Consider the following 20,351-nt stretch of genomic DNA (forward strand, 5'->3'; position numbering starts at 1 on the left):
TAAATTAGCCTGGCGGTAGTTGCCTGGGTTTTGCTGCCAGCAGCACTTTGTCGCTGATTGTTCTGCTACGGCTTACCAGGCGGCCGCAGGCGCCACGCAGTTTAACTAAACCGTAATAGGTTAACGGCACCAGCAGTAAACTGGTCAGGGTCGAGAACAATAAGCCGCCGATAATGGCAATCGCCATCGGTGCATAGCTTGGCCCACCGCCACCAATCTGAGTACCCCCCATCGCCAGTGGCAGCAAGCCCAATACTGTGGTCGACACTGTCATTAATATCGGCTTTAAGCGCGCTTCACAGGCATGAATAATGGTGGTTTTCAGATCCTGTAATGGCAATAATTCCCGGTCCTGATTAATCCGGTCAACCAGTACTATGCCATTGTTAACCACAATGCCCATCAGCACCAGCATCCCAATCATGCCCATTACGCCCATGCCGGTGCCCGTCAGCAGGAAAGTCCAGAATACCCCAACCAGCGAGAACAGCAGCGAGCCAATCACCGCAGTGGGCAGCAACAGCGATTCAAATAACGCCGCCATAACGATATAAATCATTGCTACCGCCAGCAGCATGTTCACCATCATTACCTGCTGCTCTTCATCCTGCCGCTGGAAACTGCCACGAAACGACCAGCGATAGCCATCGGGCAGTGCAACACTTTTCATTAACTGTTCAATATCGGCCCGCGCTTTATCCATACCGATGTCTTTAGCCGGATTCATCCGGATGGCAATACCGGTGGCGCGGTCAAAGCGGCGAATACTGGTTAAACGTGGCACAGTGTTCAGCTCAGCAAGCTGAGCTAAAGTAATAGCCACGCCATCGGCCTGGGTAACCGGCAATTGCCGCAGTTCAGCTAATGAGTGGCTTATTTTCTCATCATAAATCAGCCGCAGCAGTAACTCGCCCTGCTCGGGAGAGCGAAAGGTACGCAAGTTTACCCCCCGCAGTGCCAGCGATACGCTCTGGGCCACCTGTTGCGCACTGATGTTGTAGCGTTCCAGTTGCTGATGATTGAGGATAATTTGCACTTCCTGCTGGCCCTGCGCCAGATCAGAGCTGACATCTTCCAGGCTCGGCAGCCCTTGCAGCATCGGCACCAGCATTTCTGATAATTCCATCAATACTTCGGTCGAATTCCCAAGCAAATGCAGTTGCATGCCGCCACCGCCACCCCAACCAAAAATTGGACGGGATCTTACCAGCGTTGGCCAGTCACTGCGGATCAACTCTTTTACCTTATCAAGCGCCAGCGGTTGCTCGTCTTTAAAAATAATGGTCGACATGGCGTAGCCCGCAGTGTAGTAACTGTACACTGACTCAATATGTAACTCGTCCTGGCGGCTATACAGATAAGCTTCCATCTGAGTTACCTCAGCCCGGACTTCCTCCAGACTGTAATTACCCTGCACCTGATAATTTAAAAACAACCGGCCATTGTCACCTTCATCGCCTTCGTCAGAACCCATTGAGCCCATTGGCACCACAATGCTCGCTAACGCGACTATCGCTGCCAGCGCGGACAGTTTCGGCCATTGCATTACCTTTTGCAGGCTGCGTTTGTAGATCCGGTCAAGCTTGCTGCCAGTGACGTCACTGGCCGGCAATACTTTTAATTTAGTGGTTAACAATGGGATCAGGCTAAGCGCCATGACCAGCGAAATAGCCAGACACAGACAAATAGCAATTGCCACGTGCTCCAGAAAAATCGTCAGCTGCATTTTCTGACCAATAATATTGGGTAAAAACACAATGGCGGTGGTGGCAGTACCCGCCAGCACAGCAAGGCTAACCCGGCGCACACCGCGTTCGGTGGCGGCGCGGACATCCCCACCGGCAGCGCGCTCACGAAAAATACTCTCGGTTACCACCACGGCATTGTCGACCAGCATCCCTATTGCCAGCATTAAACCCATCATACTGAGGATGTTCAGGCTGTAACCCATAAAATACATGGCGCCCAGGGCAATAATAATGGCGCTGGGTACCGACAGCACCACCACCAGTGTTGTGGTTAAATGCCGTAGGAATAAATACAGCACTACAAAAGATAACAGCGCACCAATAGCTCCCGCCTGCAGCAAGTCTTTCAGTGATGTGGTAACGCCATCGGCGACATCGTCCATTATATAAAGACTGATACCATTAAATGCCGGGTTATTATCGGCCGCTTCCACCACCGCCATTGCCGCTTTGGCAACTTCAACCAGATTCGCACCTGACTCTTTAAATACATTCATGCCCACGGCATAAGTCTGATCTAAATGACGGCCATCTTCGCGTTTTGGCAACTCCAGCGAAATTTGCGCCACATCGCGCAGCATTAAACCCGGGCGCACCGGTAAGCGTTCAATTTCTGCCAGTTGCCGGTACTCCCCTAACGGCTTCACCAGCACACTTTGCTCAGCGTTACGCAACTCGCCGGCGGTCAGCGCAAAATTACTACCCCGAAGCTGCGCCAGCAAAGCATTGGCATCGACATTCAGGGCTTTCAGCTTGTCCGGGTCAAGCCGGATAATCACCTGGCGTTTTTCGACCCCATACAACTCGACTTTCGATACGCCCTGTACCCGTTCCAGCGGCCGTTTTATCTGCTGCTCCAGCAAATCGTAAGCCATTGCTAAATCGCGTTCAGAGGAAATCCGCAACTGAAATATCGGCATATCGTCGGTATTAAACTGAAATACCAGTACCCGTTCCACATCGTCCGGCAGTAAATGACGCACGGTATCTATCCGTTCGCGTACTTCCAGACTTTTGCTGCCGATGTTCTCACTCCAGTTAAATTCCAGTGATACCTCACCGCTGTTTTCATTGGAAAAGCTGCGCATTTGTTTAATACCACTGACCGTAGCCAGCGCTTCTTCCAAGGGCCGGGTGATCAACCGCTCTACTTCCGCCGGGCTGGCATTGTTATAGGGCACGTTGACATACAGCTGTGGAATATCAATGCCCGGAAACATCTCCAATGGCAGCAGCCGGCTGGCCAGGCTGCCGAACAACAACAGCGATATAAACAACATGGTGACAGTTACCGGCCGGCTTAAGGCCAACCGGGTAATGGCTAGTGGCTTCTCAGTCATAGTGCCTCCTGCACATCGGCCGTTGTCACCGGGTGTTGGTCCGGCTGGCGCTGGCGGCTAAACAAGGCATACAGCACCGGGATAAAGACCAGGGTCAGCAAGGTTGATAACAATAAACCAAAAATAACGGTTATCGCCATCGGCGCCCGGATTTCACTGCCATCGCCGCCGCCCAGAGCCATTGGCAGTAAGCCAAGCACCGTGGTAAGGGTCGTCATCAGCACCGGCCGCAGGCGGCTGGCACCGCCTTCAATAATGGCTTCCGTTAAGGCCGTTCCGCTTTGGCGCAACTGGTTAATCCGATCGATTAAAACAATGGCATTGTTTACCACGATACCGGCGAGCATGATCAACCCGATAAAGACGATGACTGATAACCGGGTATCGGTCAGCCATAAGCCAAGAATGGCGCCGGCGCCAGCTAACGGCACGGTAAACAGAATTAACAGCGGTTGCAGCAGATTTTCAAACTGCGAGGCCATTACCAGGTACACCAGAAATACTGCCAGCAACAACGCCATTGTTAACGAGCTGTAGGCCCGCTGCATTTCCTCACTCTGGCCGGCAACATTGGCACTGATCCCAAATGGCAGGCTTTGTTTTGCCACAATGTCGCGGGCAATGGCCGTGGCCTGTTCTAAATCACCAAACGCCAGGTTAGCGCTGACAATGGCTACCCTTTGCTGGGCTACCCGGGTAATTTCACTGGGGCCCAATTCCCGGCGGATTTCGGCCACAGCGGATAATGGCAACGGCTGGGCACTGCCTGGATTAATAATCAGCGCGGCTAGTTGTTGCTCATTTTGCCGGTACGCTTCTGCCAGGCGAACCCGGATATCGATTTTCCGATCGTTAACCGAATACTGACCAGCAACCTCGCCACCGACATATACCGCCACCCGTTTAGCCACCTGCTGTGCTGTCATACCAAGTTGCGCCAGCCGGGCATGATCAAAGTACAGGGTTATTTCCGGCTGGCCCGGCCGCAGGCTGGTTTTCACGTCAGTAAAACGTGGCTCTGCTGCCAGGCTTACCAGCAGCTGATCCGCCGCCTGCTTCAGCTCGGTCAGCTCAAAACCGGTTAATTCAATTTCTAAAGGCGTGGCAAAGCTGAACAATTCCGGCCGGTCAAAGCGCGCTTTAACCCCGGCCATACCGGCAATATGCTGGCGCAGCTGCTCTGTTACCTGTTGTTCGGCTTGCTCATCAGTACCAGGCTGCATCACGATATTCAGCCTGCCCCAGTGGCTGCCGCCAATGGCCGGGTCAACTGTCATCTGCGCACCGGTACCCACCTGACCGTAGCTGCGGGCAACGCCTGCTAACGGCGCGGCTACCGCGGCCAGTTCTTTTACCACGGCATCGGTTTGTTCAATAGCACTGCCAATCGGCAATTGCACTTCGACATAAAATTCACCCTGACTAAGCTGTGGTATCACATCGGCACCTAAGCGTGGCAGCAGGCTGTAACATAAACCGGCCACCAGCAAGGTGCTGCCAACCGTTAACCATTTGGCCTGCAATGCAGCGCCTAAAAAGCGGCGGTAAGCGCGGGTCAGCCCGTCCAGGCTGGCTTTTACTACAAACAACAGGGGTTTGAAAACCAGCCCAAGTAGCCGGCTGACCGCACGCCATACCAGGGTAAGCAGGCTTAACAGACCCAGCATAATAAAATACAGGCCTTTGAAAATCATAGCGGGAAGCCACCATAAGATCCGGCCCAGTTTATGATACCAGCGGGTTCCTTTTACTCTGGCCGGCGCCGGCTCAGCACCTTCTGCAGCGACCGCACGATGCTGGCGGGCTGCCATGGTTGGGATCAGGGTCAGTGCCACCACCAGTGACACCAGCAGCGCGAAGGTTACCGTCAGCGCCTGATCTTTAAACAACTGACCGGCAATGCCTTCAACAAACACCAGCGGGAAAAACACCGCGACCGTGGTCAGGGTGGACGCGGTGATTGCCATCGCAACTTCGCCGGTGCCGGTTCTGGCTGCCTCCGGTGCAGATTTGCCCTGCTCTTTGTGACGGGCAATGTTTTCCAGCACCACGATAGCGTTATCGACCAGCAGGCCGACGGCCAGCGCAATGCCGCCCAGGCTCATCATATTCAGGGTAATACCCTGACCGTACATCAGATTAAAAGTAGCAATAATGGAAACGGGAATGGAAACCGAGATAATCACCGTGGCCCAGACGTTGCGCAGAAATAAATACAGTACCAGCATCGCCAGTAAACCACCGATAATGCCGGCAGATTTAACTTCGCTAATTGCTTGTTTGATAAAGGCTGATTGGTCATATACCAGGGTCAGCGTGTAATCCTGGGGCAGCCCTTTACGGATATTAGCCAGCTGCGCCAGCAGCGATTCTGCGACTTTTACCGTGTTGGCGTCGCCTTCTTTGTAAATGGCCACTTCAATGGCTTCAGCACCATTTACATAGGTGACGCTTTTCCGATCTGCAAACGCATCAACAACGGTGGCCACATCTTTTAAGCGGATTTGCGAGGTACCGACTGTCGCCAGATACAGGTTTTCAATGGCAGATAGATCGGCAAACTGGTTAATGGTTCTGACCAGAAAATCATAACCCGGTGTTTCCAGCCGGCCACCGGCTAAATTGATATTCTCCTCAGCCAGGCGGCTGCTGATTAAACCGATATCCAGTTGCAGCTGGCTTAGCTTGTTCGGATCCACCAGAACCTGAATTTCCTGATTTAAACCACCATCCGGCCGCACGGCTGCGATACCCGGCATCGCTTCCAGTTTACGGCGTAAATCTTCCTCGGCGTAAGTGCGCAGTGAGACCAGTTCGCGCTCGTTACTGATGCCGCCCTCGCGGCTTAACGCCAACCTGACTACCGGGTCTAAATTAGGGTTAAACCGCAGCAATAACGGTTTTTCGATATCCAGAGGCAGCATCAGCACATCGAGCTTTTCCCGCACTTCCAGCATCGCCAGATCCATGTCGGTGCCCCAGTCAAACTCCAGTACCACATCAGAGCGGCCAGAGCGTGAAACGGATTGCACCTTATGCACGCCTTTAACAATACCCAGGGCTTCTTCAATGGGTTTGCTGACCAGTTGCTCAACTTCAACCGGCGCTGCGCCGAGGTATTCAGTGCGGATGGTTAAACTGGGATAAGATAAATCGGGCAATAAATTTACCGCCAGCCGGCCGGCAGACACTAAGCCAAACAACAGTATTCCCAGGGTAAACATCCATATTGTGACCGGGCGCGCTACCGCGACATCAACCAGTTTCATAATCGGTTCCTTTTCAGCATTTTTTATATTTGTTGGTTACTGGAGTTTTCAGCCCGGCTAAGCCGGGCCTTGAGATCCTTGTGATTAAAATTCGCGGGTGGTTACTATCGTCACCAGGCTTTGATCTTTCAGTGCCCCCTGGCCGGCAATCACCACTTTTTCGCCGGTGGCCACACCATCTAAAATTTCAACGGTGGTATCTGAACTGTACCCCAGGTGCACCGGTTTGCGGCTTACTTTATCTTCAGCATCGACCACAAACACACTATGTTGATTATCGACGGTGATTACAGCCCGCTTCGGCACCAGTAACGCTGCTGGTTTTACATCAAATTTCAGCTCTACCTGGGCGAACATGCCCGGACGCAGCTTGCCATCGCTGTTATCAATAATTAAGGTAGTGCGTACGGTGCCTGACTGGGCATCAACCACCGGCGATATACGACTGACACTGGCTTCTACCGGTAACATACCGGTAAAACGTAAGATAGCGGCCTGACCGGCTTTAGCCTGCGCCAGCTGCTGCTCCGGAATATGGACTACGGCTTCAAGTTCAGCGTTGGCGACCAGATGAAATAAAGACTGTGGCGCCATCTGACTGATCAGCTGACCGGTTTTGACATAACGACGTGACACCACACCGCTGATAGGCGCCCGAATTTCAGTTTCGCGGACAGTTAACTCGGCCAGATCAACAGAGGCTTTGACAGCGTCATATTGCCACTGCAGTTTTTCGTAAACATCGGTGCTGATTAACTTACGCTGATACATTTCAGCCATCCGCTTAAGTTCACTGTCCAGCCGGCTAAGTTCGGCCTGCTCTTTCGCCAGCATAAACCGCTGCCGCTCATTTTCCAGCACTGCCAGCAACTGACCGGCTTTGACATAATCACCTTCTTCAACCAGTACCTGCTCAACAATACCGCTGCTTTTACTGATCACGTCAGTTTCAGCCCGCGCTGCCAGCGTAGCATTAGTATGGTAACTGCTGCTGATTTCACCGTGACGGGCCAGCGCGGCTTCCACCGGAATAGCCACAACTTCTGCGGTATCACTATTGCTGCTGCTATTGGCCTGGTTACAGCCAGTTAAAAAAACTGCAGAGCTAAATACCGCCACAACCAGAGATAACTTTTTCATTTTATTCAATCCTTGTTTTGCACTTACCGCCAGCTAAGTGGCTAACGGTCTTTCAATTTTGTGGTTACTTCTGATAGCGACCGATGCAGAGCCTGTGCCAGCCTGAATTTTATATTTTTATTATTTAATTTCAATAGGTTAAATAACTTTAAACTGTAATCAAATATTATTGGCCCTGCTCAGTTGGCCAGTTACACTAAAATTTAGTTAAAAAATGCAATTTCTTGCGTTAAATGGGCCGAATAGCAGGAAATAGTGCATATACTCTAAGGTCTGACCTCTCTATAATGACGCCAGGTTATTTTCGGAGTAAGCACATGTCATTTTCAAAAACCCGCCTTAGTCTCGCCATATTTCTTACTATCGGCAGCAGCAGTGTTGCTGCCGAAGGCTACAAGCTGTTTGAACAATCGGTCAGTAGCATGGGCAATGCCTATGCTGGCCGCGGCGCGCAAATTACTGACGCCAGCCTGGTGTATTCTAATCCGGCAGCCCTGACCAGACTTAACAACGCTGAGCTGTCAGCCGGTGTAAACCTGATTAACGCCAAAACGAATTATCGCAACGCCAGTGCCCAGAGCGCTAATGGCCAATCTGTAATTGGACGGACTGAAGGGGCAAATAGTTTAAATGAACTGATCCCTTTTGTGTTTTATGCCGACAAAGTAACGGATCAATTAAGCTGGGGTATTGGTTTCTTTGTGCCTTTTGGTCTGTCATCAGATTATGACAACGATTTTGTTGGCCGCTATTTTGCTGATGAAACGGCTATTCAGGTGTTAAGCCTGCAACCTGCTTTCGGTTTTAAACTGAATGAGCGATGGTCAGTCGGCGCTGGCTTATCACTTAACCATGCAGAAGGTACTTTATCAAAATATAAAGATCACAGCGGCTTATGTGAACTTGGCGAAACCGTGACCAATGCCATGTTTGGCGCAGCTGTATATAATGATGCGTATTGTAACAGCCAATACGAAGTGGCCGGCGATGACATGGCCCTGGGTTACACCCTTGGTATTCATGGTGAACCGGTTGCAGGCACCCGCCTGGCCGTAACCTGGCATTCTGCCGTGCGTTACACGCTTAAAGGTGACTCGGTGATTACTAATACACCAATTACCGGTGCCAGCGTCGCAGGCAACCCTGATTATCTGGTGGTCGCGCCAAATCTGCCGGCAATTGATTTAGCCACCGGCAAACTGGCGGCAAACAGCCGGCTGACCGAAACCAGTCAATTAGCCCTTACCACCCCGGCCAGCGCCGCATTCAGCCTCGATCAGCAATTAACTACCACCCTTGCTATCCAGCTAAGCGCCGCCTGGACGCAGTGGAGCGATTTTAAGTCTATTGATATTGTCAGCACCGATCCATCGCCCACTATTTCGTTAAATACCCAGCGGCCAGCAAATCTGAACCAGCAAGGTTACATTGGCTATATTCCGCAGTACTGGCAGAACAGCTGGTCATTTGCGTTAGGCGCAACCTATCTTTACCGGCCTGAGCTGACGCTGAAAGCAGGCTTAGCTTATGACCAAAATCCGATTAAAGCCGCACACAAAACAGCACGGATCCCAACTGATGACCGGATATGGCTGACAGCAGGCGCCAACTGGCAGCTCAGCAACCAGTTAACCATGGATGTTGCCTACGGCTATTTATTTACCGGTGATGTTACGGTAAACGAGCGCGAATACAATGTGCAGAATGCGCCACTGTACAATAGTGGTTATCAGGGCCAGTACAGTAACAAAGGTCAGTTGCTGGCAGTACAATTTAATTACCGGTTTTAACTGGTAATAGTGGCGCTTTACAAATAAAACAAACTTATTGTGAAGCGCCCGGTCTTAGCTACAATACACTTAACTCACTGTTTTAAACTGTTAAGAGGCAATTATGGCTATTATTGACAACCCGCTGTTCCGTATCTGGTGTCTTAGCGCTGCTCTGCTGATGGGGCTTAGCGCATGCTCCAGCCCACGGCAGGCAAAGGTAGATTATGATCGGACGGTAAATTTTCAGCAGTACCAGACATATGGCTTTTATCAGCCAGATCAGGACGAGCTGGCAGCAACTGAACAAGCCGCTGCAGCGAAACCTGAATCAGAACAAGCAACAACTGAAGATACCGAAGCAAAAGCTTATACCTCGTTATTAGATCAGCATTTTAAAAGTGCGATTAACCAGCAGATGGCGGCACTTGGCTATCAGTACAGCGAGCAAAACCCTGATCTGCTGGTAAATTATATGACTAACGTCGAAACGCGCAGCGATGTGCGCAGCTCACCGTTTTCAATTAACGCCGGCTATGGCTATTACGGCAGAAACAGCAGTTTTATGTTTGGCATACCGTTATTTGGCAACCGGCTTGAGAAAAAAGAGTATAAGATTGGTACGGTAACCATTGATGTGATCGATGCCAGTGAGCAACGACTGGTGTGGCAGGGTCTGGTTGACGGCCGGCTGACCAAAAAAGCCATGGAAAATCCAGAGCAGGCTATCAATGACGCCGTTCAACTGATTTATCAGCGCTACCCTACCCGCTTAACCGAAGAAAATAACTAACTCTGGAGCATGGCAGAAAAAACTGGGAGCTAACGCTCCCATCATCACTAACAGAGTGAATAATATCCAGGAAGGAAGGTGTAACAGGCCATAGTTTGCCAGTTTTTGATGGCAGTATTATGACAATATGCGCTGCCACCTGCTGTTAGGTCCATATTACGTAAATCAAGTTAAGCAAACACTCTTGGATAATAAACCTGACATTAAGCACCGACTGGCAAAATGGATAGCGCAAAATGGTCATTGCTCACGCCGCGCTGCTGAGCGGCTGATTAGTGAAAACAGAGTACGCGTTAATGACAAGCCGGGACGCCACACCGATCAGGTTTGTAATACCGACACCATTTGTATTGACGATACGATTCTGGCTGAGCTGCCGCCCCCCTGCTACCTGCTCTATCACAAACCCGTCGGTATAGATTGCAATAACCGCCCGGATGACCCGGCTAGCCTGCATCAGTTGCTGAAAACCTTTCCCATCCGCTTATTTGCCGTTGGCCGGCTCGATAAAGATTCCAGCGGTTTAATGCTGCTAACCAATGACGGCGCCCTCTGTCAGCGGCTATTGCATCCTGATTACCACCACAGTAAATGTTATGTTGTTAACACCGACAAAGCGTTAACTACTGATTTTATCCAACAGATGGCGACAGGGGTTTGCTGGCAGCTTGGCAATAACCATTACCAATCCAGGCCCTGTCAGGTTAGCGCCACAGGCCCCGGGCAATTTGAAATCATTCTGACCCAGGGCCTGCACCGGCAAATCCGCTATATGTGCAAAGCCCTTGGTTACCGCGTAACAGCGTTAACGCGCATTGCTATTGGCAATATAGCGCTCGGTGATCTGGCGGTCGGGCATTATCGGGAGCTAAGCCTGGTTGAACGACATGCTTTGCAGCATCAGCTGACTCTGTAATCACCCGGCAGCGGTTTAAAAATCAAACAAATCTGCTAATAAGCCACCTTTTTTTTTCTTACGATAATCATAACTGCCGGAGGGCCGGCCGGGCTCAAGATACGCTTCTTTGGCCCGGGACGGCGCTGCTGCGGCGCTTCGCTCGATAATTTTATCCAGCTCACCGCGATCTAACCAAATGCCACGACAACCGGGGCAGTAGTCAATTTCAATTCCCTGACGCTCGGTCATCATTAAGTTTTCATCAGGACATATCGGACATTTCATTTCACACTCCTTAGCTGTCAAAGCACTATCAGGGTGAAAACCCGGTTAACACTGTTTTAGTTTAGCCAAAAATCAGGCGCTGGCGATAATGATGAGTCAGATCGTGACCTGCGGGATAGTGACGTGCGGCATAGTGACGTGCCGGATAACGATGCACCAGATAACAACAAAGGCCGCAAATGCGGCCTTTGTTTATTAAATCAGCAGTACGGTTTTTACAATTTTTCCAGCTTAATATCGCCGCTGACTGTAGTCAGCTCGACGCTGCCATCGCCGTTACCCAAGGTAAACTGCAAACTGCGGGCCGGGCCATATTTAGCTTTTGTTGCTTTATCGCTGCTAAGTGTATTGTCAAGACTGCCGCCGGCCGAGGCCCTTAAATCGACCCGGATATCACTATTAGCGGCCAGGGCTAATTCAATATCACCACTGACACTGCTACCGCTGATCCGCGGGCTGGCAATGCCAGCTACTTTCGCCTCTATTGCGCCGTTTACTGTGCTCAGTTTCAACTGTTTGGTGCCATCGAGCTTCAGTTTAGCATTACCGTTCACGGTACTGATGCTGACTTCCGCTGCGCTGCTGTGCCCGGTAATTTCACCGTTAACCACTTCATAACGCAGCCGGCCACTGGAATTTTTATCGTCAATTTCACCATTTACCGAATTCAGCTCTATCTGACCACTGGCGCCATTAACTTTGATGTCGCCATTAACTGTGCGCAGTTTCACTGTGTTGCGCAGATCATCAGCGCTGATCATGCCATTGACTGTGGTGATCTCGCTGCTGCCATGGATACCACTGACCTGGACATTGCCGTTAACGCCTTTAAATTCAACACTGCTGCCAACCGGCACTTCGATACTAAGCTCGGCCATGTTGTTTTTATCTTTGCTGCTGTAATTTACCTGGCGCGGCATCGTCATTTCAAAGCGGCTAAAGCCGTCCTTACTATCAAACTCAAAGCCAGTGGCTTTTTCATCCAGCTTACCTTTAACACTGAAAGTATTGCCTGATATGGCGTTAATGGTAATTTCACCACTCATTACTTCTATGAAGATTTTTTCATTAGCACTGACGCTGATACTTTCATTAACTACTTCGCGTGAGTCGGCCAAAGCCAGCTGACTGGCGGTCAACAGCACTATACTTAGCACTCTGCCAAGCCATTTTTTATTAATGTTATGCATGATTTTCTCCTAACTGGTTATTAAGGGTTGTTGCAACGTGGCCTGCTGAATAAAGCGAAGCTGTTGCTGGTATAACTGTTGCAGCTGTGCTAACAGCTGCGGTTCATCCGGATAAAACTGCAGGGCACGGCGCACCTGAGCGATGGCCTGATCCCAGATAACGAGTTGCTGCTGCCAGTTGTCAAAGCCTTCCGCCACCGCCACGACTTGTGCCAGCTGCTGGGCTTTTTGCTGCTCATACAGCTGCAACAGCAGTAATTCTGCATTTGGTGATGCTGCGCTCTGCTGCGGTGACGTTGGCAAAATAACCAGTTGCCAGCCTATTAATGTCACCAGTGCCAGTGCTGCGGCACTGGCCCAGTGTCTGAGGCCAGAGCGTTTGTCATTTTCGGCGGCGGCTACAGCAGTGTTGTCAGGTTTTTGCTGACACGTTGTGTCAAGCCGGGCGGCGATATCCGGCCATAAATCACGCTCAGGCTGAATATTGCTGTCAAGCTGACTCAGGGTCTGTGCAAACTGTTGTTCATTCATCAGCTAACCACTCCTGTAACAATTGTCTGGCCCGGTGATACTGGGCTTTGGAGCTGCCCTCGGCTATGCCCAGCAGACCGGCAATTTCCTGATGCTGATAACCTTCCAGTGCAAATAACACAAAAACGGCCCGGGCCTGCGCCGGTAAGCGTAAAATAGCCTGTTCCAGCTGCGCCATCTCGCTGCTGCAGCTGACACTCTGCTCCGGCTGATTGCTCTGCCCGTCCGGCTCTGTCAACTCCTGCAGCTCACTGCTGTCAGTCAGGCGCAAATATTTTTGCTGACGCCAGCAGTCAATAGCAGTGCGGGTAGCAACACTGTGCAACCAGGTCGCAAAACTGCTGTCGCCACGAAAGGCCGGGAGTTGCTGCCACACTTTAATAAAAACCTCCTGACTGGCATCTTCAGCCTGCTGCCTATTGGCCAGCAAGCGCCAGCAAATTGCATATACCCGGCCAACAAACTGCTGATACAGCTGATAAAAAGCCTGCTTGTCTCCGAGTTTCGCGGCGGCTATTGCCTGTGCAAGCTCCAATGCCATAATTGTCCTTTCGAAGATTAACGGGCCACACATTTTTGATCATGTCAGGTTAGTCGTAAGCGCCACGACAAAGGTTTAAATAACGCAGATTATTTTTTTCATTAGCGGTGACTGAGCCGCCATAACCTAAATACCAGCGCCAGGGTCAGGCCATACATCAGCAGCGAAGCCAGCACCACGCCCGGCCAGCCAAGCCACTGCCAGAATGGTTGCAGATAGAGGCTGCCAATACTGGCACCAACATAGTAGAACACCAGATAAAGTGCGCTGGCACTGGCCTTGGCGCGATGGGCATGCTGATTTACCCAGCTACTGGCCAGCGAGTGACACAGGAAAAAACCAAAGGCACTGATAAAAAAGCCACTAACAATAAGCCAAAGCGCGCTGTGCAGGGTAACCACGGTGCCCAGCATCATCAGCAGTATACCCAGCGCCATCGCCAGCGGTGGCGACAGACGCCGCGCAATTTTCGCCGATAACACCGAGCCGACGGTGCCACTGAAATAAGTAATAAATAACAGGCCCAGCATGCTACTGCTAAGCAGATAAGGCGGTGCTGCCAGCACAAAGCTGATAAAGGTATATTGATTTAAAAAGACCAGAAAATTCAGGCCGCCAACCAGATAAGTCAGCAGTAACAAGGGTTGGCGCAGGTGATAGCCATGATTCTTCATGGCCTGCCATAGCCGGAACGGCTGACGTTCGAACCGGGCTGATTGCGGCAGATAACGCCAGATAAAATAACAGCTTACGCCACTTAGCACCGTCATTGGCCAGAATATCCATTGCCAGTGCCCCAGATCAGCAAGTCCACCGGCCAGCAAACGTCCACCAATACCGCCCAATGAATTGGCGCTGATATAATAGCCGACGGCGGTTACCAGCGCCGGCGTGGAATACTCCTCACCCATCCAGGCAATGGCAATAGCCGGCAAGCCGCCGAGGCAAATGCCCTGCACTGCCCGCCAGCATAATAATGCACCGAAGCTCTCTACCTGAGTCAGCGCCAGGGTACTGCCAGTAACACCCAGTAAGGTTACTACTAGCAAAGATTTACGGCCCCAGGCATCCGATAGCGAGGCATAAACTAATAACGATAAACCCAGCCCCAGCGTGGCAATGGTGTAACTGAGACTGGCCTTAAGCGGGCTTAACTGAAAATCGCGGCTAAGCTGGGGCAGCAGGGGCTGCAGTAAATGCAAATTAGCAAATACCACTATCGCGGCCAGGCACAGTGCAAAGCAACTTTGATAAAAGGCGGCCGATTTATACTCTATCAAAACGCAGTGTCCGCTGGCAGCAAAGTGACAGTATACTGAGTTCGGGCAACGATGACGAGCTGGAGTCAGGGCAACTCACCCTGTGGCATCACGCCATAAGCCGTGTATCATAGCGGCTGGTGTTAGTCCGAAAAGGCCCCGGTTTGCTGTCGTTATTTTTAAATGCCCCACTGCAGAAAAAAGTCGCTGCCATTGCCCTGCCGATGGTGCTGTCAAATTTGTCAGTACCGCTGCTGGCACTGGTTGATACCGCGGTCAGTGGCCATTTGGCGCATCCCTGGTATCTTGGCGGGGTGGCATTGGGCTCCAGTTTAATCAGCCTGCTGTTCTTTTTACTCGGCTTTTTACGAATGAGCACTACCGGCCTGACGGCCCAGGCCTATGGTGCCAATGATCAGGCAGGCCAGTTGACGTGTTTAAGCCAGAGCTTGCTAGTGGCGCTGTTGCTTGCCATGTTGTTATTAATATTACAATCGCCACTTGCTCATCTGGCGTTTAGTATCAGTGACGCCAGCACCGAAGTTAATCAGCAGGCGCAGCTGTATTTTGCTGTCCGGATCTGGAGCGCGCCGGCAACACTGATAAACCTGGTGCTGATGGGCTGGTTTCTAGGCCAGCAAAATGCCCGTTACCCAATGGCAATGCTGATCTGTACCAACCTTATCAATATTGTGCTGGATCTGCTGTTTGTACTGGGCTTTGGCTGGCAGGTAGCAGGTATTGCTGCCGCTTCTGTTGTTGCCGATTACGCCGGCTTGCTGCTGGGCGGTGGCTTGCTACTGCGCAGCCTTACTGGCAAGGCCCTGGTCAGGTCCATGCTCAGTCAGCTGAGCCGGTTCGCTGGTTTACGCCGGCTGTTTGCCCTGAACCGCGATATTTTTCTGCGAAGTCTCTGCCTGCAAAGCGTGTTTGTGTTTATCGCTTTTCAGGGAGCAGCTTATGGTGATAATACCGTCGCCGCCAATGCCGTATTACTGAGCTTTTTAATGCTGGTCTCCTATGCTATGGATGGCCTGGCCTATGCCGCCGAAAGTCTGGTTGGCAAAGCCATTGGTGCCCGCGATAACCATCTGCTTGGCAATACGCTGGGGCTGCTGGCCATCTGGTGCTTACTGCTGGCGATGGTATTTAGTGGCGGTTACGCTTTATTTGGCAATAACTTTGTCAGCTTACTGACCTCGCTGCCCGGGGTACGCCAGCATGCTGCCCTTTATCTGGGCTGGATGGTGTTACTGCCATTGCTGGCCTGCTGGGCATATTTTCTGGATGGGGTTTTCATTGGTGCTACCCAGGGCAAAACACTGCGAAACAGCATGCTTATCGCCCTGCTTGGCTTTGCCGGCAGTTTTTATCTGCTGCAAAGCTGGCAAAACCATGCACTCTGGGCCGCGCTAGCGGTATTTATGGCACTGCGCAGCATTAGTTTAGCGCTGATCCTGCGCTGGCAATGGCAACATAGTACCTTGCTGCATGTCGCAAAATAACAGAGGGCGCTAAGCGCGCCCTCTGAAATTAACTTACTGATTGCCTGACCTTCTGAGCAGGCAGCTAGAGCTAATGCACACCATGCATGCGTTTTTTCAGCCATGGGCTGATAAGCAACATGAAAATACCAATACCTATCCCGACATACATCAAAAAGCTGAACAGGTCAGTGTAGCCTGCCAGCGCTGCACTGACATCTGCCACTTCACCACTTGGGGTATCAACGGCGGCCAGCTTTGCCAGCTGGGTTGCCAGCAATTCAGAATACGCCGTCGCCAGGAACCAGGCTCCCATCATCACACCCACCACTCTGTGCACAGCCAGTTTGGTTACCGCCGACAAACCAACAGGGGATAAACAGAGTTCACCCATGGTATGCAGCATGTACGCCAGCACCATCCAGCCTGCGCCAACCAGCCCGGCTTCATTAGGAAACTGAGCGCCCAGCACCAGCGCCCCGAAACCCAGCCCCGCCTGGATAATACCCAGTGCAAATTTAACCGGGGTACTCGGTTCCAGATTGCGTCTGCCAAGTGCTATCCATAACCAGGCAAACAACGGTGCCAGAGTAATAATAAACATTGGATTCAGTGCGCCATACTGGCCAGCCGTGGTTTCAAAGCCAAACACAGTGCGGTCCATCACGCGGTCTGCATACAGCGTCATCGAGGAAGCTGACTGCTCAAACAACGCCCAGAACACGACAGTGGAGAACGTCAATACGATCAGCACCAGCATCCGGTCACGTTCTTCTTTGGTGCATTCCTTAACCATAAACCAGATAATGCCGGCCAGTACAATAAAGGACAGGCCCAGCAAGACACTGTGCACCACAGGGTTATATTGTACCAATTGCCAGACAACGACTAATGCCGGCAATGTTGCCAGGTAAATCAGCCATTCCCGGTCAATAAAGGCAAACACTTTTTGCTTTAATAACGCCGGGTTTGATGGTTCGGCATACCCGTAAAGGTATTTCTGGCCGGCTAAAAATACGATAAGACCCAGCACCATACCGATACCGGCCAGCCCGAAGCCCCAACCCCAGCCATAAACCTCACCAATATAGGTCACCAGCAAAGTGGCGATAAAAGAGCCGGTGTTAATGCCCATATAAAAAATGGTAAAACCAGAGTCACGCCGGATATCGCCCTGGCCATAAAGCTGACCAACAATAGTGGAGATATTCGGCTTCAGAAAACCGACCCCCATAATGATCAACGCCAGAGAAAAATAGAATACCTGAATAGCCCCGGTATCCTGCACCACAACCCCATCCTGCACATACGCCTGAAAACCTTCATAGGCCAATCCCAGATGGCCAAGGCATAGCAAAATGGCGCCGAAGGTCACCGCCTTGCGCATTCCCAGGTAGCGGTCTGCCAGCATACCGCCAATAACCGGCATCGCATAAACCAGTCCGGCGTAACTGCCCAGTACATCTAAACCACCGGCATCGCTGAACAAATGGTACTTTGTTAAATATAATAACAGCAGATATTTCATGCCATAAAAAGAAAAGCGTTCCCACATTTCAGTGAGAAAACACACATAAAGTCCGACCGGATGGCCGAGAAACTGTGGCTGATTGGCCGGCGCGTCTGCGGCAGTGCTAATGTCAGTCATGGGGTCCCCAGTATTATTAGAATTATCTGCTTTACGTGACAATTCAGTAAAGCTGGATCGATTATGCAGATGTCAGCTATAGATGTCATCAGCATCATCGTGATTAGTATTTAAAAACTCAAAAAACACTAAAGATTAAGCCACTGCAGCCGATAACCTCGTTACGCTATACTTTAACTCACCGCCAGTGTGCAAAACTGGCTTCGTAACAAGAGGTCATCATTATGGCTATCACGCCCAGCTCAGCCAGCACCGCAGGCAAAAATGTTGAAAACAAAAATGTTGAAAACAAAAGTGTTGATAGCAGGAACACGGGCAATAAAGGCATTGAAGATACCGCCAGCAACGCCCGCCAGGCACAGAATGTCGCTATTTTAAAAGCCAACGAGCAGGTGTCGCTTAGCAGCAATAACGACTCTCTCAGTTTGCTGTATAAAACCGCCCTGGAAGGAATAAATGCTGAGCTGGAGCCGGTGCTTGGTGAAAATGCCGCCCAGAAAATTTACGACTCCGGCATTGATACCTCACCAGAAGCCACAGCTGAGCGCATCGTTGCCTTTGCCACCGGCTTTTACAGCCGCTATAAAGCACTGAACCCCGGCCGCACTGAACAGGAGCAACTGGACAGCTTTTTAAACGTAATCGGCGGTGGTATTGAAAAAGGTTTTGCCGATGCCAAAGATATTCTCAAAGGCTTAAAAGTGTATGAAGGTGAAGTATCAGAGGGGGTCGACCAGACTTACGCCAAAGTGATGGCCGGGCTGGACAGTTTCCGCCAGAAAATGCTGGAACTGGCCGAGCAGACTGCTGACACCGACGCACCGACAGCAAGCGTGACAGTTAATACAGATAACGTCAGTTCCTGATAACGCTCTGCAGATGACTGCCAGTGCTACTGGTGGTCTGTTTTTGCTGCGGCTAGCAGTTACCAAGCTATCTGGTGATCAGGGGTGATCAGTGCTATCAATCCGGGTAACCAGCAACTGGTCAATTTTATAACTGTCAATATCAACCACTTCAAATTTATAGCCCCCGTGCAGCACAAAGTCGGTGCGCTTGGGTATTTTACGCAGGGTAAACATCATAAAACCGGCAATGGTTTCGTAGTTTTCCGGATTGGGAAAGCTATCGATATCCAATACCCGCATCACATCAGCCAACGGAGTTAATCCTTCCACCAGCCAGGAGTTGGTGTCACGCTTAACAATCTGCTCTTCTTCAGAGCTGACCAGCTCGCCCATCACAATACTCATTACATCTTTTAAAGTGATAATACCGACCACCAGGGCATATTCATTCATAATAATGGCAAAATCCACGCCGGTGGACTTAAAGTGCTCCAGTGCTTCATACAATGATAAAGTATCAGGAATAATCAGCGGCGAGCGCACTATGCCTTCTTTTTTGAGCGAAATGGGCTGATCATGCAGCACCTGCATTAAAATATCGCGGGTGTCGACATAGCCCACTACCCTGTCCAGCACCTCATCACAGACGATAAATTTAGCATGCGGATGCTCGGCAATTTTGGCCTTGATATTGTCCTGTGACTCGTTGTTGGTGAAAAAAATCAGGCTCTCCCGCGCCGTCATCGCCGAGGTTACGGTGCGTGATTCCATATCAAACACATTTTCCAGCAGCTGATGCTCGTGCTGCTGCAGCACCCCGGCCTGAGCGCCGGCATCCATCATCGCCATAATATCGTCAGGCGTAATATCATCCTTACGCATGGTTGGCACATTAAACAGACTGAAAAACAAATTGGCCAGGCCGTTAAATAACCAGACAAAAGGTTTCAGCAGTACAATCAGCAATAGCATTGGCTGGACAATTTTTACCGCAATTTTTTCCGGCGCAATCATCGCTAAGCGTTTTGGCATTAAATCGGCGAATAAGATAAATAACGAAGTGACAAAAAATACCGATAAACCAAACGCTGCGGCCGGCACCCAACTGGCATCGACAAAGACGGTCAGCAATGATAAAAAGTAAGGCGTAAAGGCTGACTCACCTAAAATACCGCCGAGAATAGCTACCGCATTTAAGCCAATCTGCACCACGGTAAAGAAGTTGCCGGGTTGCTCCTGCAACATCAGCACTTTTTCAGCTTTGCTATCCCCTTCACTGGCCATTAATCGTAACCGCATTTTTCGTGAAGCAGCCAAAGCTATTTCTGAGACAGAAAAGAACGAACTGGCAGCCACCAGCAGTAACATAACAAACAGGTATTCTAGGGTACTCATATTTTTTCCGTTCAGGTTAACAACTCTGATTATAGCGGCTCTGGTAAGACAAAAGCGCTAGTCATTGGAAAATATCATTCCAAAATAACTATTTGCAGAGAATATACCTCAAAAAAACTTATCACACCCTAAAATAAGGCTGGTAATCGTTGGCTGGTTTTATTACAACGAACAGTAGAATTCAGCAACGAGACAAAAACCTACAATGATAAA

Annotated in this window: 15 protein-coding genes; 5 read left to right on the forward strand and 10 right to left on the reverse strand. The window is 50.6% G+C overall.

Annotation, left to right across the window (positions count from 1 at the left end; all coding sequences use genetic code 11):
* Window positions 1–4 precede the first annotated feature (4 nt).
* The 3 genes from R3187_RS01185 to R3187_RS01195 all read right to left on the reverse strand — a co-directional run bounded on the left by R3187_RS01185 (window position 5) and on the right by R3187_RS01195 (window position 7,497).
* Window positions 5–3,088 (reverse strand): efflux RND transporter permease subunit, encoded by a 3,084-nt coding sequence (locus tag R3187_RS01185; RefSeq protein WP_318964868.1) that lies wholly within the window; start codon window positions 3,086–3,088, stop codon window positions 5–7.
* Window positions 3,085–6,357, reverse strand: coding sequence for an efflux RND transporter permease subunit (locus tag R3187_RS01190; protein ID WP_318964869.1), 3,273 nt, complete (start codon window positions 6,355–6,357; stop codon window positions 3,085–3,087). Before R3187_RS01190 ends, R3187_RS01185 begins: the two co-directional genes overlap by 4 nt.
* A gap of 84 nt (window positions 6,358–6,441) precedes the next feature.
* Complete coding sequence (locus R3187_RS01195; protein ID WP_318964870.1) at window positions 6,442–7,497, reverse strand: efflux RND transporter periplasmic adaptor subunit; 1,056 nt, start codon at window positions 7,495–7,497, stop codon at window positions 6,442–6,444.
* 317 nt (window positions 7,498–7,814) lie between these two features.
* Here R3187_RS01195 and R3187_RS01200 point away from each other — a divergent pair, with 317 nt between their 5' ends.
* The 3 genes from R3187_RS01200 to R3187_RS01210 all read left to right on the forward strand — a co-directional run bounded on the left by R3187_RS01200 (window position 7,815) and on the right by R3187_RS01210 (window position 10,975).
* A complete protein-coding gene (locus R3187_RS01200) occupies window positions 7,815–9,287 on the forward strand; it encodes an OmpP1/FadL family transporter (RefSeq protein WP_318964871.1) in 1,473 nt (490 codons plus the stop codon).
* Window positions 9,288–9,390: 103 nt separating this feature from the next.
* The gene (locus R3187_RS01205; protein ID WP_318964872.1) at window positions 9,391–10,059 is read left to right on the forward strand and encodes a DUF4136 domain-containing protein; all 669 of its coding nucleotides are present in this window, start codon (window positions 9,391–9,393) and stop codon (window positions 10,057–10,059) included.
* Window positions 10,060–10,243: 184 nt separating this feature from the next.
* Complete coding sequence (locus tag R3187_RS01210) at window positions 10,244–10,975, forward strand: pseudouridine synthase (RefSeq protein WP_318964873.1); 732 nt, start codon at window positions 10,244–10,246, stop codon at window positions 10,973–10,975.
* 15 nt (window positions 10,976–10,990) lie between these two features.
* Here R3187_RS01210 and R3187_RS01215 read toward each other — a convergent pair whose 3' ends face one another.
* The 5 genes from R3187_RS01215 to R3187_RS01235 form a co-directional block, all read right to left on the reverse strand.
* On the reverse strand, window positions 10,991–11,242 hold the full coding sequence (locus R3187_RS01215) for a zf-TFIIB domain-containing protein (protein ID WP_318964874.1): 252 nt from the start codon (window positions 11,240–11,242) through the stop codon (window positions 10,991–10,993).
* Between the two features lie 215 nt (window positions 11,243–11,457).
* Complete coding sequence (locus R3187_RS01220; RefSeq protein ID WP_318964875.1) at window positions 11,458–12,432, reverse strand: DUF4097 family beta strand repeat-containing protein; 975 nt, start codon at window positions 12,430–12,432, stop codon at window positions 11,458–11,460.
* A gap of 9 nt (window positions 12,433–12,441) precedes the next feature.
* Entirely contained in the window at window positions 12,442–12,963 is a 522-nt protein-coding gene (locus R3187_RS01225; RefSeq protein ID WP_318964876.1) for a hypothetical protein, read from the reverse strand.
* Complete coding sequence (locus R3187_RS01230) at window positions 12,956–13,504, reverse strand: RNA polymerase sigma factor (RefSeq protein WP_318964877.1); 549 nt, start codon at window positions 13,502–13,504, stop codon at window positions 12,956–12,958. The genes R3187_RS01225 and R3187_RS01230 overlap by 8 nt, the downstream gene beginning before the upstream one ends.
* Before the next feature lie 101 nt (window positions 13,505–13,605).
* Complete coding sequence (locus R3187_RS01235) at window positions 13,606–14,784, reverse strand: MFS transporter (RefSeq protein ID WP_318964878.1); 1,179 nt, start codon at window positions 14,782–14,784, stop codon at window positions 13,606–13,608.
* A gap of 143 nt (window positions 14,785–14,927) precedes the next feature.
* On the opposite strand from R3187_RS01235, the gene dinF reads away from it, so the two are divergent.
* Window positions 14,928–16,268, forward strand: coding sequence for an MATE family efflux transporter DinF (dinF, locus tag R3187_RS01240; RefSeq protein WP_318964879.1), 1,341 nt, complete (start codon window positions 14,928–14,930; stop codon window positions 16,266–16,268).
* 70 nt (window positions 16,269–16,338) lie between these two features.
* Here dinF and R3187_RS01245 read toward each other — a convergent pair whose 3' ends face one another.
* Window positions 16,339–17,895 (reverse strand): oligopeptide:H+ symporter, encoded by a 1,557-nt coding sequence (locus R3187_RS01245; protein WP_318964880.1) that lies wholly within the window; start codon window positions 17,893–17,895, stop codon window positions 16,339–16,341.
* A 224-nt stretch (window positions 17,896–18,119) separates the two neighbouring features.
* On the opposite strand from R3187_RS01245, the gene R3187_RS01250 reads away from it, so the two are divergent.
* Window positions 18,120–18,761 (forward strand): DUF5610 domain-containing protein, encoded by a 642-nt coding sequence (locus R3187_RS01250; RefSeq protein ID WP_318964881.1) that lies wholly within the window; start codon window positions 18,120–18,122, stop codon window positions 18,759–18,761.
* A 78-nt stretch (window positions 18,762–18,839) separates the two neighbouring features.
* Here R3187_RS01250 and R3187_RS01255 read toward each other — a convergent pair whose 3' ends face one another.
* Window positions 18,840–20,138 carry a hemolysin family protein gene (locus R3187_RS01255; RefSeq protein WP_318964882.1) on the reverse strand — a complete coding sequence of 433 codons (1,299 nt, stop codon included), beginning with the start codon at window positions 20,136–20,138 and terminating at the stop codon, window positions 18,840–18,842.
* Window positions 20,139–20,351: the final 213 nt, after the last annotated feature.

Source organism: Arsukibacterium sp. (assembly GCF_033721375.1).
Classification (GTDB): domain Bacteria; phylum Pseudomonadota; class Gammaproteobacteria; order Enterobacterales; family Alteromonadaceae; genus Alishewanella.

Bases quoted from the DNA above. Each gene is read 5' to 3' on its own strand.
- R3187_RS01185 (WP_318964868.1), bottom strand. From the start codon at position 3,088: ATGACTGAGAAGCCACTAGCCATTACCCGGTTGGCCTTAAGCCGGCCG.
- R3187_RS01190 (WP_318964869.1), bottom strand. From the start codon at position 6,357: ATGAAACTGGTTGATGTCGCGGTAGCGCGCCCGGTCACAATATGGATG.
- R3187_RS01195 (WP_318964870.1), bottom strand. From the start codon at position 7,497: ATGAAAAAGTTATCTCTGGTTGTGGCGGTATTTAGCTCTGCAGTTTTT.
- R3187_RS01200 (WP_318964871.1), top strand. From the start codon at position 7,815: ATGTCATTTTCAAAAACCCGCCTTAGTCTCGCCATATTTCTTACTATC.
- R3187_RS01205 (WP_318964872.1), top strand. From the start codon at position 9,391: ATGGCTATTATTGACAACCCGCTGTTCCGTATCTGGTGTCTTAGCGCT.
- R3187_RS01215 (WP_318964874.1), bottom strand. From the start codon at position 11,242: ATGAAATGTCCGATATGTCCTGATGAAAACTTAATGATGACCGAGCGT.
- R3187_RS01220 (WP_318964875.1), bottom strand. From the start codon at position 12,432: ATGCATAACATTAATAAAAAATGGCTTGGCAGAGTGCTAAGTATAGTG.
- R3187_RS01225 (WP_318964876.1), bottom strand. From the start codon at position 12,963: ATGAATGAACAACAGTTTGCACAGACCCTGAGTCAGCTTGACAGCAAT.
- R3187_RS01230 (WP_318964877.1), bottom strand. From the start codon at position 13,504: ATGGCATTGGAGCTTGCACAGGCAATAGCCGCCGCGAAACTCGGAGAC.
- R3187_RS01245 (WP_318964880.1), bottom strand. From the start codon at position 17,895: ATGACTGACATTAGCACTGCCGCAGACGCGCCGGCCAATCAGCCACAG.
- R3187_RS01250 (WP_318964881.1), top strand. From the start codon at position 18,120: ATGGCTATCACGCCCAGCTCAGCCAGCACCGCAGGCAAAAATGTTGAA.
- R3187_RS01255 (WP_318964882.1), bottom strand. From the start codon at position 20,138: ATGAGTACCCTAGAATACCTGTTTGTTATGTTACTGCTGGTGGCTGCC.